Source organism: Vogesella sp., assembly GCF_046297735.1.
GTDB lineage: Bacteria > Pseudomonadota > Gammaproteobacteria > Burkholderiales > Chromobacteriaceae > Vogesella > Vogesella urethralis.
In genome coordinates, this window is the sequence record NZ_JBKBHK010000011.1 from 65292 (window position 1) to 85724 (window position 20433).

Consider the following 20433-nt stretch of genomic DNA (forward strand, 5'->3'; position numbering starts at 1 on the left):
ATGCTTGAAATCGAAATCGACGGTAAAAAACTGACAGTCAACCAGGGCAGCACCATCATCGATGCCGCCCATACTGCCGGTACCTACATCCCCCACTTCTGCTACCACAAGAAGCTGTCCATTGCGGCCAACTGCCGCATGTGCCTGGTAGAAGTGGAAAAAGCACCGAAGCCGCTGCCTGCCTGCGCCACGCCGGTAACAGATGGCATGAAAGTGCACACTGCGTCCCCGCTGGCCAAAAAGGCCCAGCAAGGCGTGATGGAATTCCTGCTGATCAACCACCCGCTGGATTGCCCGATCTGCGACCAGGGCGGCGAATGTCAGCTGCAAGACCTGGCCGTGGGTTACGGTAATTCCGGTTCGCGCTATCAGGAAGAAAAGCGCGTCGTAGTGGGTAAAGACATGGGCCCGCTGGTTTCCGCCGAGGAAATGAGCCGCTGCATCCACTGTACCCGCTGCGTACGCTTCACCGACGAAATCGGTGGCTTCCAGGAAATCGGGATGGCCAACCGCAGCGAGTTCTCGGAAATCATGCCTTACCTGGGCAAGACCGTTAACTCGGAAATCTCCGGTAACGTCATCGACCTGTGCCCGGTGGGTGCGCTCACTTCCAAACCGTTCCGCTACAGCACCCGTGCCTGGGAGCTGTCGCGTCGCAAGTCGGTGAGCCCGCACGACGGCCTGGGTGCCAACCTGATCGTTCAGGTAAAGCAAAACCAGGTAATGCGCGTGCTGCCGCTGGAAAACGAAGCCATCAACGAATGCTGGCTGGCTGACCGCGACCGCTTCTCGTACGAAGGCTTGAACAGCGCCGAGCGCCTGCACAAGCCGATGATCAAGTTCGACGGCAAGTGGCACGAAACCGACTGGCAGACCGCGCTGGAATACGTGGTGAAAGGCCTGAACGGTGTATCTGCCGATCACGGCAAAGACGCCATCGGCTTCCTGACCAGTGCGCACAGCACTACCGAAGAACTGTACCTGGCCCAGAAACTGGCCCGCAGCTTCGGCGTGAACAACATCGACGCCGCCCTGCGCCGTAGCGACAGCCGTGTGGCTGCTGCTCAGCAAGGTGCGCTGTGGCTGGGTTCTTCCATCGTGGAACTGGCCGCGGCCAAGTCCATCCTGATGGTGGGCTCCTCGCAGCGTCAGGAACAGCCGCTGCTGGCCTCGCGTATCCGCCAGGCGGTGAAGAAAGGTACCCAGCTCAACGTACTGCACATTGCCGACGACGAGCTGTTTACCGCGCTGAACGCCAAGCTGATCGTGTCCCCGGCAGCACTGGTGAATGGTCTGGCCCAGGTGCTGAAAGCGGCTGTTGCCGTTAAAGACGCGGATACCGCACTGGACCTGGCTGCGGCCAACGTTTCGGCCGAGGCGCAAGCCATCGCCAACAGCCTGTGCGCTACAGACAACGCCGCCATCATCCTGGGTAACGTTGCACAGCATCACCCGGCCTTTGCCGAGCTGCTGGCGCTGGCGCAAGAGCTGTCCCGCGTGACTGGCGCCCGTTTCGGTATTACTGCCGAAGCTGCCAACAGCGTGGGTGCCGACATCGCCGGTGCCAACCCGGCCCGTGGCCCGATGGGCGCTGCCGTCACTGCCGGTCTGTCCGCTGCTGCCATGCTGGCCGCACCGCGCAAGGCTTACTTCCTGCTGAACACCGAAGTGGAAGCCGACACCTACAACGGCCAGCAAGCCGTTGCCGCCATGAAACAGGCGGCTACCGTGATTGCGCTGACCGCCTACAAGGGTGCCGGTCTGCTGGATTACGCCGACGTGCTGCTGCCGATCGCCCCGTTTGCCGAAACCGCCGGTTCCTTCGTGAACATGGAAGGCAAGCTGCAGAGCTTCAACGGCGTGGTGCGCCCGCAAGGCGAAGCCCGTCCGGCGTGGAAAGTACTGCGCGTGCTGGGCAATATGCTGGGCCTGGAAGGCTTCGAGTTCAACGCCGCCGAAGAAGTGCGCGCCGAACTGCTGGCCAAGGGTGACATCGCCGCCAAACTGGGCAATGCGGTACAGGGCGTTGCGGCCAACGTGGCTGCCGCTGCTGCCGGCTTGGTTCGCGCTGGCGAGGTACCGCTGTACCACGCCGATGCCATCTGCCGCCGTGCCGATTCCCTGCAGCAAACCGCCGCCGCCGCGACCCCGGTCGTGAGCCTGAGCCCTGCCGATGCCGCCCGTCTGGGCCTGAACGACGGTGACAACGCCGTGGTATCGCAAGGTGAAGCCTCGGTAAGCCTGCAAGTACGTGCTGACAAGGCGCTGGCTGAAGGTGTGGTACGCGTTGCTGCGGCCCATCCGACAACCCAGCAGCTGGGCGGCATGTTCGACCCGATTCAGATCAAGCGAGGTTAATCCATGGAACTTCTGCAAAGTTTGCTGGGTAACGATGCCGGTCTGGCAGTGTGGACACTGCTCAAGATCCTGGCCATTGTTGCTCCGCTGATGATTGGTGTGGCCTACCTGACGCTCGCCGAGCGTAAGGTGATCGGCTACATGCAGATCCGTATCGGCCCCAACCGTGTCGGCCCGAAAGGGCTGCTGCAGCCACTGGCTGACGGCGTCAAGCTGTTGATGAAGGAAATCATCCTGCCGACCCAGTCGAGCAAGGGGCTGTTCCTGGTAGCACCGGTGCTGTCCATCATGCCGGCACTGGCAGCCTGGGCGGTGATTCCGTTCAACGACACCATGGTACTGGCCAACATCAACGCATCGCTACTGTACATCATGGCCATCACCTCGATGGGCGTGTACGGCGTGATCGTTGCCGGCTGGGCAGGTAACTCCAAGTACTCCTTCCTGGGCGCACTGCGTTCGTCGGCACAGATCGTGTCCTACGAACTGGCCATGGGTTTTGCCCTGGTAGGCGTGATGATGGTGTCCAGCAGCCTGAACCTGATCGACATCGTCAATCAGCAAGCACAGGGTATTGCCGGCGGTTCCATCTTCTCCTGGAACTGGTTGCCGCTGTTCCCGCTGTTTGTGGTTTACCTGATCTCCGGTGTGGCTGAAACCAACCGTGCGCCGTTCGACGTGGCGGAGGGCGAGTCCGAGATTGTGGCCGGTTTCCACGTGGAATACTCCGGTATGGCTTTTGCAGTCTTCTTCCTGGCGGAATACGCCAACATGATTCTGATCGCTGCACTGACCTCCATCATGTTCCTGGGTGGGTGGCTGTCGCCGTTCCCGGCTAGCTGGGGCGTATTGGGCGAAGGCAGCATGTTCTGGCTGCTGCTGAAGATGTCGCTGGTGCTGTTCTGCTTCTTGTGGTTCCGCGCGACCTTCCCGCGCTACCGTTATGACCAGATCATGCGTCTGGGCTGGAAAGTGTTCATTCCGGTAACGCTGGTTTCGATTGTGGTCCTGGGCGTGTGGATGCTGAGTCCGCTGTCGCTGTGGAAGTGATGGAGCATAAAGCATGGAAATGATCCGCAATTTTTTCAAAACCTTCCTGCTGGTAGAACTGGTGCAGGGCTTGATGGTGACCGGTCGTCACTTCTTTGCCCGCAAAATCACGGTTCAGTTCCCGGAAGAGAAGACACCGATTTCGCCGCGCTTCCGCGGCCTGCATGCTCAGCGTCGTTATGCCAACGGCGAAGAGCGTTGCATCGCCTGTAAGTTGTGCGAAGCGGTGTGCCCGGCTATGGCCATCACCATCGAGTCTGAGCAGCGTGACGACGGCACCCGCCGTACCAGCCGCTACGATATCGACTTGACCAAGTGCATTTTCTGCGGTTTCTGCGAAGAGGCCTGCCCGGTAGATGCCATCGTCGAGACGCATATCTTCGAATATCACGGCGAGAAACGTGGCGATCTGTACTACACCAAACCGATGCTGCTGGCGGTAGGTGACAAGTACGAAGCCGAAATCGCGGCCAACAAGGCTGCGGATGCCAAGTACCGCTAAGGGGGACTCATGAGCTTTCAGGCTGTCGTTTTTTATATTCTGTCGGCGATCCTGATCTTCGCGGGTTTCCGCGTGGTGACGGCTAAAAACCCGGTACACGCAGCGCTGTACCTGGTGCTGGCATTCTTTACGGCGTCCGGCCACTGGCTGCTGCTGCAAGCGGAGTTCCTCGCCATTGCACTGGTACTGGTTTATGTCGGCGCGGTCATGGTGTTGTTCCTGTTTGTGGTGATGATGCTGGACATCAACGTCGAGAAGCTGCGTGAAGGCTTCTGGCGTCATTTTCCGCAAGCGGCTTTTGTGGCGCTGATCATGGTGGCCGAGATGGTGCTGATTCTGGCAAGTCCGGAAGCGCAGCTCGCCGATGTGAAGCCTGCCGCAGCTGCGGCCGCTGCAAGCGAGATCAGCAACGTCAAAGAGCTGGGCCGCCAGCTGTACACCACCTATCTGCTGGCTTTTGAAGCTGCGGCGGTGATTCTGCTGATTGCCATGGTGGCTGCTATCGGCATCACTATCCGCCAGCGTCGGGACAGCAAGTATGTCAATCCGGCAGTGCAGGTACGTGTGCAGAGCAAAGACCGCGTTCGTGTCGTGAAAATGGACGCTGTGAAGCGCCAGGACGACGCGGTATCCGATTCTAACGAGCAACAGGCCTGACGGCCGTAGATTGGGAGGACACGTGCTTACACTCACACACTTCCTGGTGCTGGCCGGCATCCTGTTCGCCATCAGCGTGCTGGGCATTTTCCTGAACCGGAAGAACCTCATCGTGCTGCTGATGGCCATCGAGCTGATGCTGCTCGCGGTGAACTACAACTTCATCGCTTTCTCGCACTACCTGTCGGACTCGGCAGGGCAGATTTTCGTCTTCTTCATCCTGACCGTGGCGGCTGCAGAGTCGGCAATCGGTCTGGCCATTCTGGTGGTGCTGTTCCGTAATCTGGACACCATCAACGTGGAAGACTTGGGCAGCCTCAAAGGCTAAAGAAACCGGATTTCAATTCTAAAAAGCACGACAAACATGGATATGAAGAGCTTATACCTGCTGATTGCGCTCTCACCGCTGGTGGGGTCGATCATTGCAGGCCTGTTTGGATGGGCGATTGGTCGCCGTGCTGCTCACGTCGTGACGATTCTCGGCGTGGCAGTATCGGCGGTTCTGTCGATCGGCGTACTGAAGGGCTTCCTTGATGGCACAGCCCAGGTATTCAACGGCCCAGTCTACACCTGGCTGACGGTAGGAGGTTTTGAGTTCTCCGTCGGTTTCCTGGTGGATTCCCTGACCGCGATGATGCTGGTGGTGGTAACCAGCGTGTCGCTGATGGTGCATATCTACACCATCGGTTACATGCATGAGGATCCGGGTTACCAGCGTTTCTTCAGCTACATCTCGCTGTTCACCTTTTCGATGCTGATGCTGGTGATGTCCAACAACTTCATCCAGCTGTTCTTTGGCTGGGAAGCGGTGGGTCTGGTGTCCTACCTGTTGATCGGCTTCTGGTTCAAGCGTCCTACTGCAACCTTTGCCAACCTGAAGGCGTTCCTGGTAAACCGCGTGGGTGACTTCGGTTTCCTGCTGGGTATCGGTCTGGTACTGGCTTACTTTGGCGGTTCGCTGAACTACAGCGATGTATTTGCAGCCGCGCCGGCCCTGGCGGACAAGACCATCCAGATCATTCCTGGTGTGGAGTGGTCGCTGATGACGGTCACCTGCATCCTGCTGTTTATCGGCGCGATGGGTAAATCGGCACAGTTCCCGCTGCACGTGTGGCTGCCGGACTCGATGGAAGGCCCGACCCCGATTTCCGCGCTGATCCACGCTGCGACCATGGTGACGGCTGGTATCTTCATGGTATCGCGCATGAGCCCGCTGTTCGAAATGTCCGACACTGCACTGAACGTGGTGATGGTGGCAGGTTCGATCACCGCGCTGTTCATGGGTTTCCTGGGCATTGTGCAGAACGACATCAAGCGTGTTGTGGCTTACTCCACGCTGTCGCAGCTGGGTTACATGACTGTGGCACTGGGTGCTTCTGCTTACTCGGTAGCCATGTTCCACGTAATGACCCACGCGTTCTTCAAGGCGCTGCTGTTCCTGGCGGCCGGCTCCGTGATCATGGGCATGCACCACGATCAGGACATGCGCAATATGGGTGGTCTGCGCAAGTACATGCCGATTACCTGGATTACCTCGCTGCTGGGCTCGCTGGCGCTGATCGGTACCCCGTTCTTCTCCGGCTTCTACTCCAAGGACTCCATCATCCTGGCAGTACAGGCCAGCAACTTGTCCGCTTCCGGCTTTGCCTACTTTGCCGTGATTGCCGGTGTGTTCGTGACTGCGTTCTACTCGTTCCGCATGTACTTCCTGGTATTCCATGGCAAGGAACGCTGGATGGAAGCCAAGCACGACCATCACCATCACGACGATGACCACGGTGACGACCATCACCATGGCCTGGGCCCGAACGACAAACCGCACGAATCGCCGTGGGTGGTGACCCTGCCGCTGGCACTGCTGGCCATCCCGTCTGTGCTGATCGGTTTCTTTGCGCTGCACCCGCTGGTCGGTGGCGAGTTCTTCAAAGGCGTGATCTACACCAACCTGGAGAAGCACCCGGGTCTGGAGGCCGCCATGCATCATGCACATGACGCATTGGCCATGGGTATGCATGCCTTTGTGACGCTGCCGTTCTGGTTGGCCGCAGCTGGCGTTGCCGTAGCCTGGTTCTTCTACATGAAGGCGCCGCATATCCCGGCTGCCATCAAGCAGAAGTTCTCTGCCGTGCACACGCTGCTGGAAAACAAATACTACCTGGACGAAATCTATTTCGGCGTCTTCGCCAAGGGCTCGCGTGCCCTGGGTACTTTCTTCTGGAAAGTGGGCGACATGCTGCTGATCGACGGCCTGCTGGTAAACGGTTCGGCACGTCTGGTGGGCTACTTCTCCAGCGTGGTTCGCAAGCTGCAAACCGGTTTCATCTACAGCTACGCCGCCATCATGATCATTGGTGTGCTGGTGCTGATGACTTACTGGTTCAAGCCGCTGATCCTGCGCTAAGGGTTGGTTACCGGAATCGATTCAACAAATAGGTTATCCATATGTTTTCTAATCCTTTGAGTCTGGTGATCTGGACTCCGATCGTGGCAGGCCTGCTGGTGCTGGCCACCGGCGGTGACCAGCGTGCCACGCTGGCACGCTGGCTGGCGCTGGCGGGTGCCCTGGCGGGGTTCCTGGTGTCACTGCCGCTGTTTACCCAGTTCGACACCCTGCATGGCGGCATGCAGTTTGTTGAAAACCTGCCCTGGATCGAGTCGCTGGGCATTCGCTATCACTTGGGTGTGGACGGCATTTCCATGCTGTTCATTGTGCTCAATAGCTTCACCACGTTGATGGTGGTGCTGGCGGGTTGGGAAGTGATTCAGAAGCGCGCCGCGCAGTACATGGCTGCCTTCCTGATCATGTCCGGTCTGATCAATGGTGCTTTTGCCGCACTGGATGCCATCCTGTTCTACGTGTTCTTCGAGGGCATGCTGATCCCGATGTACCTGATCATCGGTATCTGGGGTGGTCCGCGCCGCGTATATGCGTCGGTCAAGTTCTTCCTGTACACGCTGCTGGGTTCGCTGCTGATGCTGGTGGCCTTCATCTACCTGTACTTCCAGGCAGGCAAGACCTTCGAGATCCAGGCTTTCCAAGCGTTGGCTCAGATCCCGCGTGATGTGCAAATTCTGCTGTTCGTGGCCTTCTTCCTGTCGTTTGCGGTAAAAGTACCGATGTGGCCGGTACACACCTGGTTGCCGGATGCCCACGTGGAAGCGCCGACCGGCGGTTCCATGGTACTGGCGGCTATCACCCTGAAGCTGGGCGCCTACGGCTTCCTGCGGTTCGCCCTGCCTATCGTGCCGGACGCCGCGCTGGAGCTGGCGCCGATCATGGTGGGCTTGTCGCTGGTGGCCGTGGTGTACATCGGCCTGGTGGCGCTGGTACAGACCGACATGAAAAAGCTGGTGGCGTACTCGTCCATTTCGCACATGGGCTTCGTGACGCTGGGTATGTTCCTGTTCACCGGTAGCCAACTGAATGTCTGGGCGCTGGAAGGTGCACTGGTACAGATGGTGTCGCACGGCTTCGTGTCTGCCGGTATGTTCTTCTGTATCGGTGTGATGTACGACCGCGTGCACAGCCGCAATATTGCCGATTACGGCGGTGTGGCCAACAAGATGCCGATCTTTGCTGCCTTCATGATGCTGTTCGCGATGGCAAACTCCGGCCTGCCGGCTACTTCCGGCTTTGTTGGCGAGTTCATGGTGATCATGGGCGCGGTTCAGGTGAATTTCTGGGTAGCCACCCTGGCAGCCACCACCCTGATCTTTGGCGCAGCCTACACCCTGTGGATGTACAAGCGCGTGATCTTCGGCGATGTGGGTAATGACCATGTGGCCGAGATGCAGGACGTGAACAAGCGTGAGTTCCTGGTACTGGCCATCCTGGCTATTGCCGTGCTGGGTATGGGCCTGTGGCCGAATGTGTTCGTGGAGAAAATGCACCTCTCCGTGAATGACCTGATCGCGCACGTCGCGCAAAGCAAGCTCTAAGCTTACTAAGGACAACGCTAATGAATTGGGCTGATCTCAACCTGATGCCGGCATTGCCCGAGATTTTTCTGCTCGGAGCCGTGCTGTTTATCCTGCTGCTTGACCTGTTTCTGTCGGACGCCAAGCGTGGCGTTACCTACGCCTTGTCGCTGGTAACGCTGGCCATTGCTGCCGTGCTTCAGGTAGCTACTTTTGAAACCTTCAGTACTGTTACACTCAGTGGCCTGTTTGTCGACGACCCGATGTCGGACGTTGTCAAGGTAGCCATGTATGGCGTGACCGCCACCGTACTGGTCTACACCCGCCAGTATGTAAAAGACCGTGGCCTGTTCAAGGGCGAGTACTACACGCTGGCACTGTTTGCGCTGCTGGGCATGAACCTGATGGTATCGGCCGGCAACTTCATCAGCCTGTATATGGGTCTGGAGATGCTGTCCTTATCGATGGTGTCCCTGATTGCACTGCAGCGTGAGTCTGTAAAAGCTACCGAAGCGGCCATGAAGTACTTTGTACTGAGTGCACTGGCTTCCGGCCTGCTGCTGTACGGCATGTCCATGGTGTACGGCGCAACCGGCTCGCTGGATGTGGCCACTGTGGCCAAAGCCATTGCGGGTGGTAGCGCCAATGGCACCTTGCTGGTATTCGGCCTGGTGTTCATCGTGGCAGGTCTGTCGTTCAAGCTGGGTGCGGTGCCGTTCCACATGTGGGTACCCGATGTATACCAGGGTTCCTACACTGCGCTGACGCTGATGATCGGTGCTGCTCCGAAACTGGCAGCCTTCGTGTTCGTGATCCGCATCCTGGTGCAGGGTCTGGGTGCGATGGTGGCTGACTGGCAGGGCATGCTGATCATCGTGGCCGTGCTGTCGATGGTGATCGGTAACATCACTGCCATTGCCCAGAGCAATATCAAACGCATGCTGGCGTACTCCACCATCTCGCACATGGGCTTCATGCTGCTGGGCGTGCTGGCAGGTACACCGGAGGGCTACAGCTCGGCACTGTTCTATGCCGTGGTGTACGTGCTGACCACGCTGGTAGGTCTCGGTATCTTGCTGGGCCTGTCGCGTGCCGGTTTCGAGTGCGAGACCCTGGACGACCTGAAAGGCCTGAACGGTCGTAACAGCTGGTATGCACTGCTGATGTTGCTGGCGCTGTTCTCGATGGCCGGTATTCCGCCGCTGGCTGGCTTCTACGCCAAGTTTGCAGTGATCCAGGCAATCGTCAACATCAACCTGGTATGGCTGGCGATTGTGGCGGTCGTGATGTCGCTGATTGGTGCTTTCTACTACCTGCGCATCGTGAAGCTGATGTACTTCGATGACGTACAGGACAATAACGCCATCACCATGCCGGCAGACATGAAGCTGGTACTGTCGGTAAACGGCGTGGCCTTGCTGGTATTGGGTGTGATGCCGGAACGTCTGGTTGCCCTGTGTGTCGAAGCACTGCAACTGTCGCTTCACAGCCTGTAATCAAGGAAACCGTACGTGGAAACCAGCGTTATCACTCTGCTCGTTGTGGCCTTCATCGCGGCCAACCTGCCATTCGCCACCCAGCGTCTGGCAGGCATCAAGAAACTGGCCAGCAAGCATTTTGGCTGGCACTTGCTGGAGCTGGTAACGCTGTACCTGCTGCTGGGCTTGCTGGCGCGGGTGCTGGAAGGGCGCTATAGCCCGGTGCACGCGCAGAACTGGCAGTTCTACGTCACCACCTTTTCGCTGTTTCTGGTGTTTGCCTTTCCGGGTTTTGTGGCTCGGTATTTCTGGCAGGAGCGTGTCCGCTAAGTCTGACCTTCCGCCATCAAAAGCCCGGCGTTTTTTGCCGGGCTTTTTGTTTATTGGCTGCCCGCTACCGCCTTATGTTGGCCTCAGCGTGCCCCGCAATGCGATGCGACATGCAGGTTTCAGTGCAGTCATCGATACGATGTGATGGTCGTCATCGCACCAAGCGGTACCGGCATGGTGTGGCAATGGCGCAGCGGCATGCTGTACGCAGCAGTTTGGTCAGTGCGTGTTGGCCGCATCCGTCACGCCATAAAAAAACCGCTGCCAGGGCAGCGGTTTTGCATGGGGTAGCGGAGGTCGCTTAGTAAAAGCGCGCTTCGCCTTGTGGCCGGCTCTTGAAGCGTTTATGTAGCCAGTAGTACTGCTCGGGCATTTCCAGCACCCGCTCTTCCAGAAAGGCATTCATGCGGCGGGTGTCGGCCACCACATCCTCGCTGGGGTAGTTGTCCCAGGCCGGGTACAGGTCCAGCACAAAGCGGCTGCCCACACGGCGGGCGATGGCCGGTACCACCTTGGCGCGAGCCAGGCCGGCAATGCGCGACAGGCCGGTAATGGTGGCAGCATCGGTGGCGAAGAATTTCACGAACACCGAGTCGCGGGCGCCAAAGTCCTGGTCCGGCAGGTACAGGAAGGGCGTGTGGTCCTTGCGCATGGCCTTGATGATGCTGCGCAGGCTTTCCTGACGCGACACGATGTAGGCGTTGTCGAAGCGGTTACGGCCCTTGTAGAACTGCTCGTCCAGCGTCTTGTTTTTCTGGTGCGAGTACACGCTGACCAGCGGTACCTCCAGGTTCAACCGGTAGGCGCACATCTCGAACGCCACAAAATGCGGGTAGAACAGGATCACATCCTCGCCGGCGTCGCGCAGGCGGGTGAGGTTTTCCAGGCCGCGGATGTCCACCAGGCTGCGCAGCCGCTCTGGCGACGACCACCACACCACGCCGTATTCCAGTACCAGCTTCATCATTTCAACGAAATGGGCACGGATCAGCTGGCGGCGCTTGGCCGGGCTCATGTCGGGGAAGCACAAGCGCAGGTTGATCAGGCCGACTTTGCGGCGCGATTTGGCCAGCACGTAGGCCAGCTGGCCTAGCAGCCAGGCCAGCGCGTGGATCAGGCGTACGGGCAGGAAATGGATCAGCCACAACAGGGCCAGGGCAAGTTTCATCAGACAGCTTTCACTCGGAATCGGGGGCAGGCGCGCCGGCAGGGCGCTTGTAACGGTTGTAACTCCACAGGTACTGCGCCGGCCAGCGGCGAATCAGCTGCTCTACCTGCTGGTTAAGGATGGCGCCATCCTGTGCCTTGTCGCCGCTAAACGGTTGCGTTTGGGGCTGGATGTGGACGGCAAAGCCCTGGCCATCGGGCAGGCGTTCGCCGGCAAACCATAGCACGGTGACGCCTTGCATCTGCGCCAGGCGCGGCAGCAGGCTCATGGTGAACGCCGGGCGGCCAAAGAACGGCGCCCACACCCCTTCGCCGCCACCGGGTACCTGGTCGGGCAGGATGATGGTGGCTTCTCCGGACTTCAGCGCCTTCATCAGGATGCGCACGCCGGCTGGCGTGGCCGGTGCGGTTTTGCCGTTACCGCGCACCCGGCCCTCGTTCATGATCGGGCCTAGCCAGGCCAGCTTGGGTGGCTTGTACATCGCCGTCAACGGAAACGGCAACCGCGCGCTGAGGTAGCGGCCGGCGATATCGTAACTGCCCAGGTGCGGGGTGACAAAGATCAAGCCCTTGCCTTCCGCCAGCGCGGCTTCGACGTGTTCCCAGCCATAACAATGCTTTACCAGCGACACCATGTAGTCCGGTTCTCGGCACCAGGCAATCGCCAGCTCCAGCATGCCCTTGCCGCTTTCTGCGGCAGACTGTTTGACGAGCGCTTGCGAAAGCTGATAACTTCCTGCGATTTTACTCGTGTCGATGTTGTCGCGCAGACGCGCGCGGACGCGAGGCGACGCATAATAGAGCACGCGCCCGAGCAGGCTGCCCAGGGCATGCAGTAGCGGCAGCGGCAACGCGGCGATTGCTTGCAGGATCAAACGTGCGAGTCTAGTCATTGGGCTTGTACGCTATCGAAACGCGCTATTTTACCTTATAACTCACTGGCCATTATCTGGAACGAAGACAATGAGCGAATACCTCTTTACCTCTGAATCGGTCTCGGAAGGTCACCCGGACAAAGTAGCGGACCAGATCTCCGATGCGATTCTGGACGCCATCCTGACCCAGGACAAATACGCCCGCGTTGCGGCCGAAACCCTGGTCAATACCGGCTTGGCCGTACTGGCGGGCGAAATCACCACCACGGCCAACGTTGACTACATCAAGGTCGCGCGCGAAACCATCAAACGCATCGGTTACGACAGCTCCGAGCTGGGCTTCGACTACAACGGTTGCGCCGTGATGGTGTGCTACGACAAGCAGTCGCCGGACATCGCCCAGGGCGTGAACGAAGGCCAGGGCCTGGACCTGGAACAAGGTGCTGGCGACCAGGGCCTGATGTTCGGTTACGCTTGCGACGAAACCCCGACCCTGATGCCGTTCCCGATTTACTACGCGCACCGCCTGGTACAGCGTCAGGCCGAACTGCGCAAGGACGGCCGCCTGCCGTGGCTGCGCCCGGACGCCAAGAGCCAGATTACTTGCGTGTACGACACCGACACCGGTCTGCCCAAGCGCATCGACACCGTGGTGTTGTCCACCCAGCATCATCCGGACGTGGATTACGACACCCTGCGCGAAGCCGTGATCGAACAGATCATCAAACCGGTACTGCCGGCCGATATGCTGACCGCCGACACCAAATACCTGATCAACCCGACCGGCCGCTTTGTGATTGGCGGCCCGCAAGGCGATTGCGGTCTGACCGGTCGCAAGATCATCGTCGACACCTACGGCGGTGCTGCACCGCATGGTGGTGGCGCTTTCTCCGGCAAGGACCCGTCCAAGGTTGACCGTTCCGCCGCCTACGCTTGCCGCTACGTGGCCAAGAACATCGTGGCCGCCGGTCTGGCCCGTCAGTGCCAGGTACAGGTTTCCTACGCCATCGGCGTGGCGCAACCGACCTCCATCGCGGTGGACACCTTCGGCACCAACGTGATCCCGAACGAGCAAATCGTCGAGCTGGTAAAACAGCACTTCGACCTGCGTCCGAAAGGCATCGTGCAGATGCTGGACCTGCTGCGTCCGATCTACGCCAAGACTGCGGCTTACGGCCACTTCGGCCGCGAAGAGCCTGAATTCACCTGGGAACGCACCGACAAGGTAGAAGCGCTGCGCGCTGCTGCCGGTCTGTAAGCAGCAAGGTTGGCCGCACGCTGCGGCCCGGCCTGCCCACACCGCCCTGCCTGGCCACACGCAGGGCGTTTTTACGTCCGGGATCCGCGCAAACGGGCAAGCTGCTTTGTATTTTTGCGTGAATTGCGGCCAACCTTTTAACCATCTTCTGCCATAATGTCAGGATTCCGGGGAGCGCTGCGAGGCTAGCCCCCAGGCCCGGAACAGTTCAAAACGGCGCTCACCTGCTTGTTCATCGGCCACCCTACCGGGTAGCCGGAATAACCCGTGCCGGGCACGGGATGCGCGGGTGAGCCATCCCTCCCGGCCTTCGTGATAAAGGATTTGCACGATGGCTGACTTCAACGACTACGTTGTTGCCGATATCAATCTGGCCGCTTGGGGCCGCAAAGAGCTGAACATTGCCGAAACCGAAATGCCGGGCCTGATGGCCATCCGCGACAAGTTCAAGGATGCCCAGCCGCTGCGTGGCGCACGCATTGCCGGCAGCCTGCACATGACCGTACAAACGGCGGTACTGATCGAAACCCTGACTGCGCTGGGCGCCGAAGTACGTTGGGCCTCGTGCAACATCTTCTCTACCCAGGATCACGCTGCCGCCGCCATCGCCGCGGCCAACATTCCGGTATTCGCCTTCAAGGGTGAAAGCCTGGACGAGTACTGGGAATTCAGCCACAAGATCTTCGAATGGCCGGACAACCAGCCCGCCAATATGATCCTGGACGACGGCGGTGACGCCACCCTGCTGCTGATGCTGGGCAGCAAGGCCGAGAAGGACATCAGCGTGGTGGCCAACCCCACCAACGACGAAGAAACCGCGCTGTACGCCGCCATCAAGCGCTACCTGGCCATCGACCCGCAGTGGTACTCCAAACGCCTGCAGCACATCCAGGGCGTGACCGAAGAAACCACCACCGGCGTACACCGCCTGTACCAGCTGGAAAAAGACGGCGCGCTGCCGTTCCCGGCCTTCAATGTGAACGATTCCGTTACCAAGTCCAAGTTCGACAACCTGTACGGCTGCCGCGAGTCGCTGGTAGACGGCATCAAGCGCGCTACCGACGTGATGATCGCCGGTAAAGTGGCCGTGGTGCTGGGTTACGGCGACGTGGGCAAGGGTTGTGCGCAGAGCCTGCGCGGCTTGGGCGCCACCGTATGGGTCACCGAAATCGACCCGATCTGCGCGCTGCAGGCGGCGATGGAAGGCTACCGCGTGGTACGCATGGACGAAGTGGCCGACCAGGCCGACATCTTCGTGACCACCACCGGTAACGTCGGCGTGATCACCCACGACCACATGGCCCGCATGCGCAACAACGCCATCGTGTGCAACATCGGCCACTTCGATAGCGAAATCGAAGTCGCCAGCCTGCGCCAGTACCAGTGGGACAACATCAAGCCGCAAGTCGACCACATCATCTTCCCGGACGGCAAGCGCATCATCCTGCTGGCCGAAGGCCGTCTGGTGAACCTGGGTTGCGCCACCGGCCACCCGAGCTTCGTGATGTCCAACTCCTTCACCAACCAGGTGCTGGCCCAGATCGAGATCTTCGCCAACCCGGGCAAGTACGAGAGCAAAGTGTACGTGCTGCCGAAACACCTGGACGAGATGGTGGCCCGCCTGCACCTGGAGCGCATCGGCGCGCGCCTGACCGAGCTGACCGACCAGCAAGCGGCCTACATCAGCGTGGCCAAAGAAGGCCCATATAAGCCGGCACACTATCGTTATTGATATTTGATGTCAGCGTGAAACGGGCAGGGCAGTAGAATGACCTGCCCGTTTTTGCGGCCAACGTTGGCCGCACCCGTCAGCGGCGAAGACCGGCGCGGGGTGCCAGGGATCATCACAGACTAATCGCTAGAGTTCGCCATGACAGAACGTAACCGTACCTTCAGTTTCGAGTTTTTCCCGCCGCGCACGCCGGAAGGCGTGGCCAAGCTGCGTACCACGCGCCAGCAACTGGCGCAGTTCAACCCCGAATTTTTCTCCGTTACCTTTGGCGCCGGCGGCACCACGCGTGACGGCACGCTGTCCACCGTGCTGGAGATCCGCAACGAGGGCTACGCGGCCGCACCGCACCTGTCCTGCATCGGCTCTACCCGCGACAACATCCGCGCCATTCTTAACGAATACCGCAACCACGGCATCCGTCACATCGTGGCCCTGCGTGGCGACATGCCGTCCGGCATGGTGGAGGCGGGCGAATTCCGCTACGCCAATGAGCTGGTGGCTTTCATCCGTGAGGAACACGGCGATCACTTCCATATCGAAGTGGCGGCCTACCCGGAGTTCCACCCGCAGGCCAAGTCGGCGGAAGACGACATCAACAATTTTGTGCGCAAGGTGAAAGCCGGCGCCAACTCGGCCATGACGCAGTACTTCTTCAACGCCGACGCCTACTTCCGTTTTGTGGACGAGGCGCAGGCGCGTGGCGTGGATATCCCCATCGTGCCGGGCATCATGCCGATCGCCAACTTCGGCCAGCTGTGCCGTTTTTCGGACATGTGCGGTGCCGAAGTGCCGCGCTGGCTGCGCCTGCGCATGCAAGCCTATATGGACGATAGCGCATCCATCCGCGCGCTGGGCCTGGACGTGGTGACCGAGCTGTGCGACCGCCTGCTGGCCGGGGGCGCGCCCGGCCTGCACTTCTACACACTGAACCAGGCCGGTACCGTGTCCACCATCTGGCAGCGTTTGGGCCTGTAAGCAGCAACAACGTGGATGATTGACCATCAAGCCTGTTTGCCATGCAAGCAGGCTTGATCTTTTATGTACGGCAGGTTGGCGGTTTCAGGTGCTGATGTGATGTAGTCAGGCTGTGTCGCGTGGCTGTTTCGCGGACGCAGTAGTCTGGGGCGGCGATTAACCCGGCTGACCCGGCATCTGTGTACAAGCAACCCGGTTGCGCCCGGCCAGCTTGGCTTGTTGCAGACTGCGGCTAGCCTCTTCCAGCAAGGCTTCAGCATTATGATGTAACTGTGGCTCCTGGCTGCTGACACCAATGCTGACGGTGACTACATTGGGTGGCTGTTTGCCGGCATGGGCTATGGCCAGTTGCAGTACTGCTTCGCGCAGGCCTTCCGACTGCTCCAGCGCATCGCGCAGGGTATGCGCCGGCAGCAGGACGCTGAAGCGGTTGCCACCGCTGCGCGCCACCAGGCTGCCCCGGGTACTGAAGCGCTGTTGTAGCAGCCTGGCAATGCGTTGTATGCAATGATCGCCAGCTTGCGGCCCGGCCAAGTGGTTCAGCTCGCGCAGCTGGTCGATGTCTACCAGCAGTAAGGACAGCGGCTGTCCGGTCTGCTGGGCCTGCTGGAAGGCCTGTTGCAGCTGGTGCAACAGGGTTGCTGCGTTGCTCAGGCCGGTCAAGCCATCGACGTTGACGGCATTGTGTAGCTGTTCCGTCGCCTCGGCCAGCTGTTGCCGGCTGTGGTCCAGCGCGATAGTCAGTTGTTGCTGTAGTAGCGCACTGCACAACATTTCGCTGAACAGCCGCATCAGTGTCAGTTCCTTGTCTTGCCACTCCCGCTTTTGTAGCACGCTGTCACAGCCGAAAAAGCCCAGCACCTGGCCTTGGCTGGATAGGGTAACTACTGCCAGACTCTGAATGCCGTGTTGCGCAAAACGCTGCTTTTCGGTTTGTCCCTCCGGGGGCATGTCTTCCAGTTGGCTGATGGCAACCAGATGCTGTTTTAGCAATTGCGGGATGAACCACGCCGAGTCGTGCAGCGGGTAGTCCTCGTAACGTTGGGCTGTGCTTGGCACGCCACTGCGGCACCACTCCTGGTTCTGGTGAATGCGCATGGCGGAGCTGACACGGAACAGGTAGCAGCGGTCTACATCCAGCAGGGTGCCGATACGTGCCAGTGCAATAGCGATTTCATCTTGCAGACTGGCGCTATTAAGCTGCATCAGCCGGCTGGACATTTCCGAAATCATCTGATGAAAGCGCGATAGTTGCTCCAGTTCGGCGGTGCGCATGGCGAGCAGACTGGATAGGTGATCGCGTTGTTGTGCCAGTTCTTGCCTTTCTTGTAACTGCAGCTGCTGTTGCTGCTGAGTATGCAGGGCATGGCTGGCCAGACTGGCTTTGAGCTGTGCCAGCTCGTCTATTGCTTTGGCTGGTGGCGTCTTGTCATCCTGAAGCCATTGCGCACTCAAGGCCTGCAGCGGCTGCACGACGTGTTGTTGCAGATGGCGGTAGCCTAGCGCAGCGATCAGAAGCCAGCCCAGTAGCAACTCGCCCAGCAGCAAGGCCAGATGCTGCCACTGTTGTTGTTCCAGCTTTCTTAGTGACAGGCTGAGGTGAAGGGCGCCTAGCGCCTGCTCCCCATTGCTGCCCGACAGGATGGGGAGTTCGATCTGATGGCTGACCAACTGCAGTTGGCCGCGTTGCATCAGTAGCTGCCCGTTGTAAGAAGAAATGCTGACGTGCACCACGCCTTGGATATCGAGCATGCCTTGCAGCAGCCTGGCACTCATGTCGCTATCGACATCCCAGACGCTTTGCGCCAGCAAGGGCATGAATTGCTGTTGTATGTGGCGGGGGATGGCCGTCAGTTCTGCTTCCTGCTGCTGTCGGTCGACGTACCAGTGCGCAGCCAGTACCACGGCGGTATAGGCAGCCATCCACAGCAGCATGCGAGTCAGCCATTGTTGGGCGAGGGGCTTGACCAGTTTCATGGTCATCATTCCGTCAGGATATTCAAGCGATATCAGCGCACTATAAATGGCATTGCTTCGCTTTGACAGGCGCTGGACGCAAAAAAGGCAGCCTTGGCTGCCTTTGGGTAGGTCTGGTCTACGGCAAGACGGCGGGCGGCAACTGTGGCCGCCAGCCCTTTATCTGGCTTATTGGCCCAGGTGATAGATGGGGAGCGCCGTAGTCTGTTTGAACTCTTTCAGCACAAAGCTGGACTTCACGTCTTCTACACCGGGCTGTTGCAGTAGTTCGTCCATCACGAAGCGCGAGAAATGTTGCAGGTCTTCAAAGTACACCTGCAGCAGGTAGTCCATTTCGCCAGTCATGGCATAGCAGTTCACCACCTCGGGCCAGCGCTGCACCGCTTCCATGAAACTGTTGAGGTTGGTACTGCCGCCACGTTTTTCCAGGGATACGCGTACGAATGCCTGCAGGCCCAGGCCCAGTTTGGCCGGGTCCAGCAGCGCAACGTATTGGCGGATGACACCGGATTCTTCCAGCTGTTTCAGCCGGCGCAGGCACGGGGACGGGGAGAGGGCAACTTTTTCTGCCAGTTCGACGTTGGTCAGACGTCCATTGGCTTGCAGGGCGGCCAACATTTTGATGTCGGTCTTGTCCAGGTTTGCCGTAAGCATGTTATCTCCTGATTTGGGGTTTGCTCTGGAATTTTGTTTTATGTTTTTTATTTTCTCGGCACTATTTGGCAAGAAAATTGCCACCAAGTTTACTTAGAATAAAGCGCCTAAGCCAGACATTTTACACGGTGGCAGCAGATCACCGCAGACAGACTTAATAAGAGGAGACGCAGGCACTCATGTCGAATGACTGCCTGCATGCAATAAAAGCATTCGCGGCATGCCGGCCTTGGCAGGCCTGCGCAGAATGTGTTGTATTTTCATCTCCCTCCAGGTCACTGGCTGCCGCCTGGCTGGCATAACGTGCCACATCTACAGAGAAGCAGGCCGACAGGCCGCAAGAGGAGAGATTGATGAAAATGGAACATCAGCTGATGAACCCGTTGGCGACCGACGGTTTCGAGTTTGTCGAGTACACCGCCCCCGACGCCGAGGGCGTCGAGAAACTCAAACAGCTGTTCCTGTCGCTGGGCTTTGTTGAAGTTGCCCGCCACCGCAGCAAGAACGTCAGCCTGTTCCGCCAGGGTGACATCAACTTCATCCTGAACGCCGAGCGCAGCCAGCCGGCGGCCGAGTTCGCCTCCGCCCATGGCCCGTCTGCCTGCGCCATGGCCTGGCGCGTGAAAGACGCCGCCAAGGCGTACGAGTATGCGCTGGCACACGGCGCCACCCCGTACAACCGCCCGGTTGGCGCCATGGAGCTGAACATCCCGGCCGTGGAAGGCATTGGCGGTTCCGCGCTGTACTTTGTGGACCGTTACGGCCAGGACAAAAACATCTACGACATCGACTTCGTGCCGCTGGAAGGCGTAGAGCAATACCCGGCTGGTGTGGGCCTGAAAGTGATCGACCACCTCACCCACAACGTGGTGCGTGGCAATATGGAAAAGTGGGGCGGCTTCTACGAGAACATCGCCAACTTCAAGGAAATCCGCTACTTCGACATCGAAGGCAAGCTCACCGGCCTGGTATCCAAGGCCATGACCAGCCCGTGTGGCAAGATCCGCATCCCGATCAACGAGTCGTCCGACGACAAGAGCCAGATCGAGGAATTCCTGAAGCAGTACAACGGCGAAGGCATCCAGCACATTGCGCTGACCACCGATAACATCTACGAAACCGTGGAAACGCTGAAGGCGCGCGGTACCCGCTTCCTGGACACCCCGGACACCTACTACGCCAAGGTGGACCAGCGCGTGCCTAACCACGGGGAAGACCTGGCCCGTTTGCAGAAAAACAGCATCCTGATCGACGGCGCACCGGTAGAAGGCATCCTGCTGCAGATCTTTACCGAAACCGTCATCGGCCCGATCTTCTTCGAGATCATCCAGCGCAAAGGCAACGAAGGCTTTGGCGAAGGCAATTTCCGCGCGCTGTTCGAATCGATCGAGGAAGATCAGATCCGTCGCGGCGTGCTGAAAGCCGACTAAGCCCGTGCTACCGTACCGCGGCACAGGGTTGGACGCCGGGCGCCGCGGTACGCTCTGCTGCTACATATAAGG

Annotated in this window: 17 protein-coding genes and 1 riboswitch; of the genes, 13 read left to right on the top strand and 4 right to left on the bottom strand. The window is 59.3% G+C overall.

Features of this window, described 5'->3' with window-relative positions:
* Genes nuoG through ACK4FZ_RS13400 form a run of 9 tightly spaced genes read left to right on the top strand, consistent with a single transcriptional unit; the run spans position 1 to position 10293 of the window.
* Complete coding sequence (nuoG, locus tag ACK4FZ_RS13360; RefSeq protein WP_409821658.1) at positions 1–2358, top strand: NADH-quinone oxidoreductase subunit NuoG; 2358 nt, start codon at positions 1–3, stop codon at positions 2356–2358.
* 3 nt (positions 2359–2361) lie between these two features.
* Positions 2362–3408, top strand: coding sequence for an NADH-quinone oxidoreductase subunit NuoH (gene nuoH / locus ACK4FZ_RS13365; RefSeq protein WP_409821660.1), 1047 nt, complete (start codon positions 2362–2364; stop codon positions 3406–3408).
* A gap of 22 nt (positions 3409–3430) precedes the next feature.
* On the top strand, positions 3431–3910 hold the full coding sequence (nuoI, locus tag ACK4FZ_RS13370; protein ID WP_197693963.1) for an NADH-quinone oxidoreductase subunit NuoI: 480 nt from the start codon (positions 3431–3433) through the stop codon (positions 3908–3910).
* A gap of 9 nt (positions 3911–3919) precedes the next feature.
* A complete protein-coding gene (locus ACK4FZ_RS13375) occupies positions 3920–4567 on the top strand; it encodes an NADH-quinone oxidoreductase subunit J (RefSeq protein ID WP_409821661.1) in 648 nt (215 codons plus the stop codon).
* Between the two features lie 22 nt (positions 4568–4589).
* On the top strand, positions 4590–4895 hold the full coding sequence (nuoK, locus tag ACK4FZ_RS13380; protein ID WP_144373428.1) for an NADH-quinone oxidoreductase subunit NuoK: 306 nt from the start codon (positions 4590–4592) through the stop codon (positions 4893–4895).
* A gap of 36 nt (positions 4896–4931) precedes the next feature.
* Positions 4932–6968, top strand: a complete 2037-nt coding sequence (nuoL, locus tag ACK4FZ_RS13385) for an NADH-quinone oxidoreductase subunit L (protein WP_409821664.1) — start codon at positions 4932–4934, stop codon at positions 6966–6968.
* 41 nt (positions 6969–7009) lie between these two features.
* Positions 7010–8506: an NADH-quinone oxidoreductase subunit M gene (locus tag ACK4FZ_RS13390; protein ID WP_409821665.1), complete on the top strand. Its 1497-nt coding sequence runs from the start codon at positions 7010–7012 to the stop codon at positions 8504–8506.
* Between the two features lie 20 nt (positions 8507–8526).
* Positions 8527–9981 (top strand): NADH-quinone oxidoreductase subunit NuoN, encoded by a 1455-nt coding sequence (gene nuoN, locus ACK4FZ_RS13395; RefSeq protein ID WP_409821666.1) that lies wholly within the window; start codon positions 8527–8529, stop codon positions 9979–9981.
* A 15-nt stretch (positions 9982–9996) separates the two neighbouring features.
* Positions 9997–10293, top strand: coding sequence for a DUF2818 family protein (locus tag ACK4FZ_RS13400; RefSeq protein WP_409821668.1), 297 nt, complete (start codon positions 9997–9999; stop codon positions 10291–10293).
* A gap of 301 nt (positions 10294–10594) precedes the next feature.
* Here the strand turns inward: ACK4FZ_RS13400 and ACK4FZ_RS13405 are convergent, their stop codons facing one another.
* Both ACK4FZ_RS13405 and ACK4FZ_RS13410 read right to left on the bottom strand, forming a co-directional pair.
* The gene (locus tag ACK4FZ_RS13405) at positions 10595–11461 is read right to left on the bottom strand and encodes a lipid A biosynthesis lauroyl acyltransferase (RefSeq protein WP_144373423.1); all 867 of its coding nucleotides are present in this window, start codon (positions 11459–11461) and stop codon (positions 10595–10597) included.
* A 10-nt stretch (positions 11462–11471) separates the two neighbouring features.
* Positions 11472–12353, bottom strand: coding sequence for a lysophospholipid acyltransferase family protein (locus ACK4FZ_RS13410; protein WP_144373422.1), 882 nt, complete (start codon positions 12351–12353; stop codon positions 11472–11474).
* 70 nt (positions 12354–12423) lie between these two features.
* Between ACK4FZ_RS13410 and metK the strand changes: the two genes are divergently transcribed.
* From metK to metF, 3 genes are all read left to right on the top strand, one after another.
* Positions 12424–13593 carry a methionine adenosyltransferase gene (metK, locus tag ACK4FZ_RS13415; protein WP_409821671.1) on the top strand — a complete coding sequence of 390 codons (1170 nt, stop codon included), beginning with the start codon at positions 12424–12426 and terminating at the stop codon, positions 13591–13593.
* 163 nt (positions 13594–13756) lie between these two features.
* A riboswitch (S-adenosyl-L-homocysteine riboswitch) is annotated at positions 13757–13822 on the top strand.
* Positions 13823–13924: 102 nt separating this feature from the next.
* Positions 13925–15325: an adenosylhomocysteinase gene (gene ahcY, locus ACK4FZ_RS13420; RefSeq protein ID WP_144373420.1), complete on the top strand. Its 1401-nt coding sequence runs from the start codon at positions 13925–13927 to the stop codon at positions 15323–15325.
* 138 nt (positions 15326–15463) lie between these two features.
* The gene (gene metF, locus ACK4FZ_RS13425) at positions 15464–16300 is read left to right on the top strand and encodes a methylenetetrahydrofolate reductase [NAD(P)H] (RefSeq protein ID WP_144373419.1); all 837 of its coding nucleotides are present in this window, start codon (positions 15464–15466) and stop codon (positions 16298–16300) included.
* Positions 16301–16456: 156 nt separating this feature from the next.
* On the opposite strand, the gene ACK4FZ_RS13430 is transcribed toward metF, so the two are convergent.
* Together ACK4FZ_RS13430 and ACK4FZ_RS13435 are read right to left on the bottom strand one after the other, a co-directional pair.
* On the bottom strand, positions 16457–18277 hold the full coding sequence (locus ACK4FZ_RS13430) for a diguanylate cyclase domain-containing protein (protein ID WP_409821673.1): 1821 nt from the start codon (positions 18275–18277) through the stop codon (positions 16457–16459).
* Positions 18278–18445: 168 nt separating this feature from the next.
* Complete coding sequence (locus ACK4FZ_RS13435; protein ID WP_409821675.1) at positions 18446–18931, bottom strand: Lrp/AsnC family transcriptional regulator; 486 nt, start codon at positions 18929–18931, stop codon at positions 18446–18448.
* A 353-nt stretch (positions 18932–19284) separates the two neighbouring features.
* Here ACK4FZ_RS13435 and hppD point away from each other — a divergent pair, with 353 nt between their 5' ends.
* Complete coding sequence (hppD, locus tag ACK4FZ_RS13440; RefSeq protein WP_144373416.1) at positions 19285–20361, top strand: 4-hydroxyphenylpyruvate dioxygenase; 1077 nt, start codon at positions 19285–19287, stop codon at positions 20359–20361.
* Positions 20362–20433 lie beyond the last annotated feature (72 nt).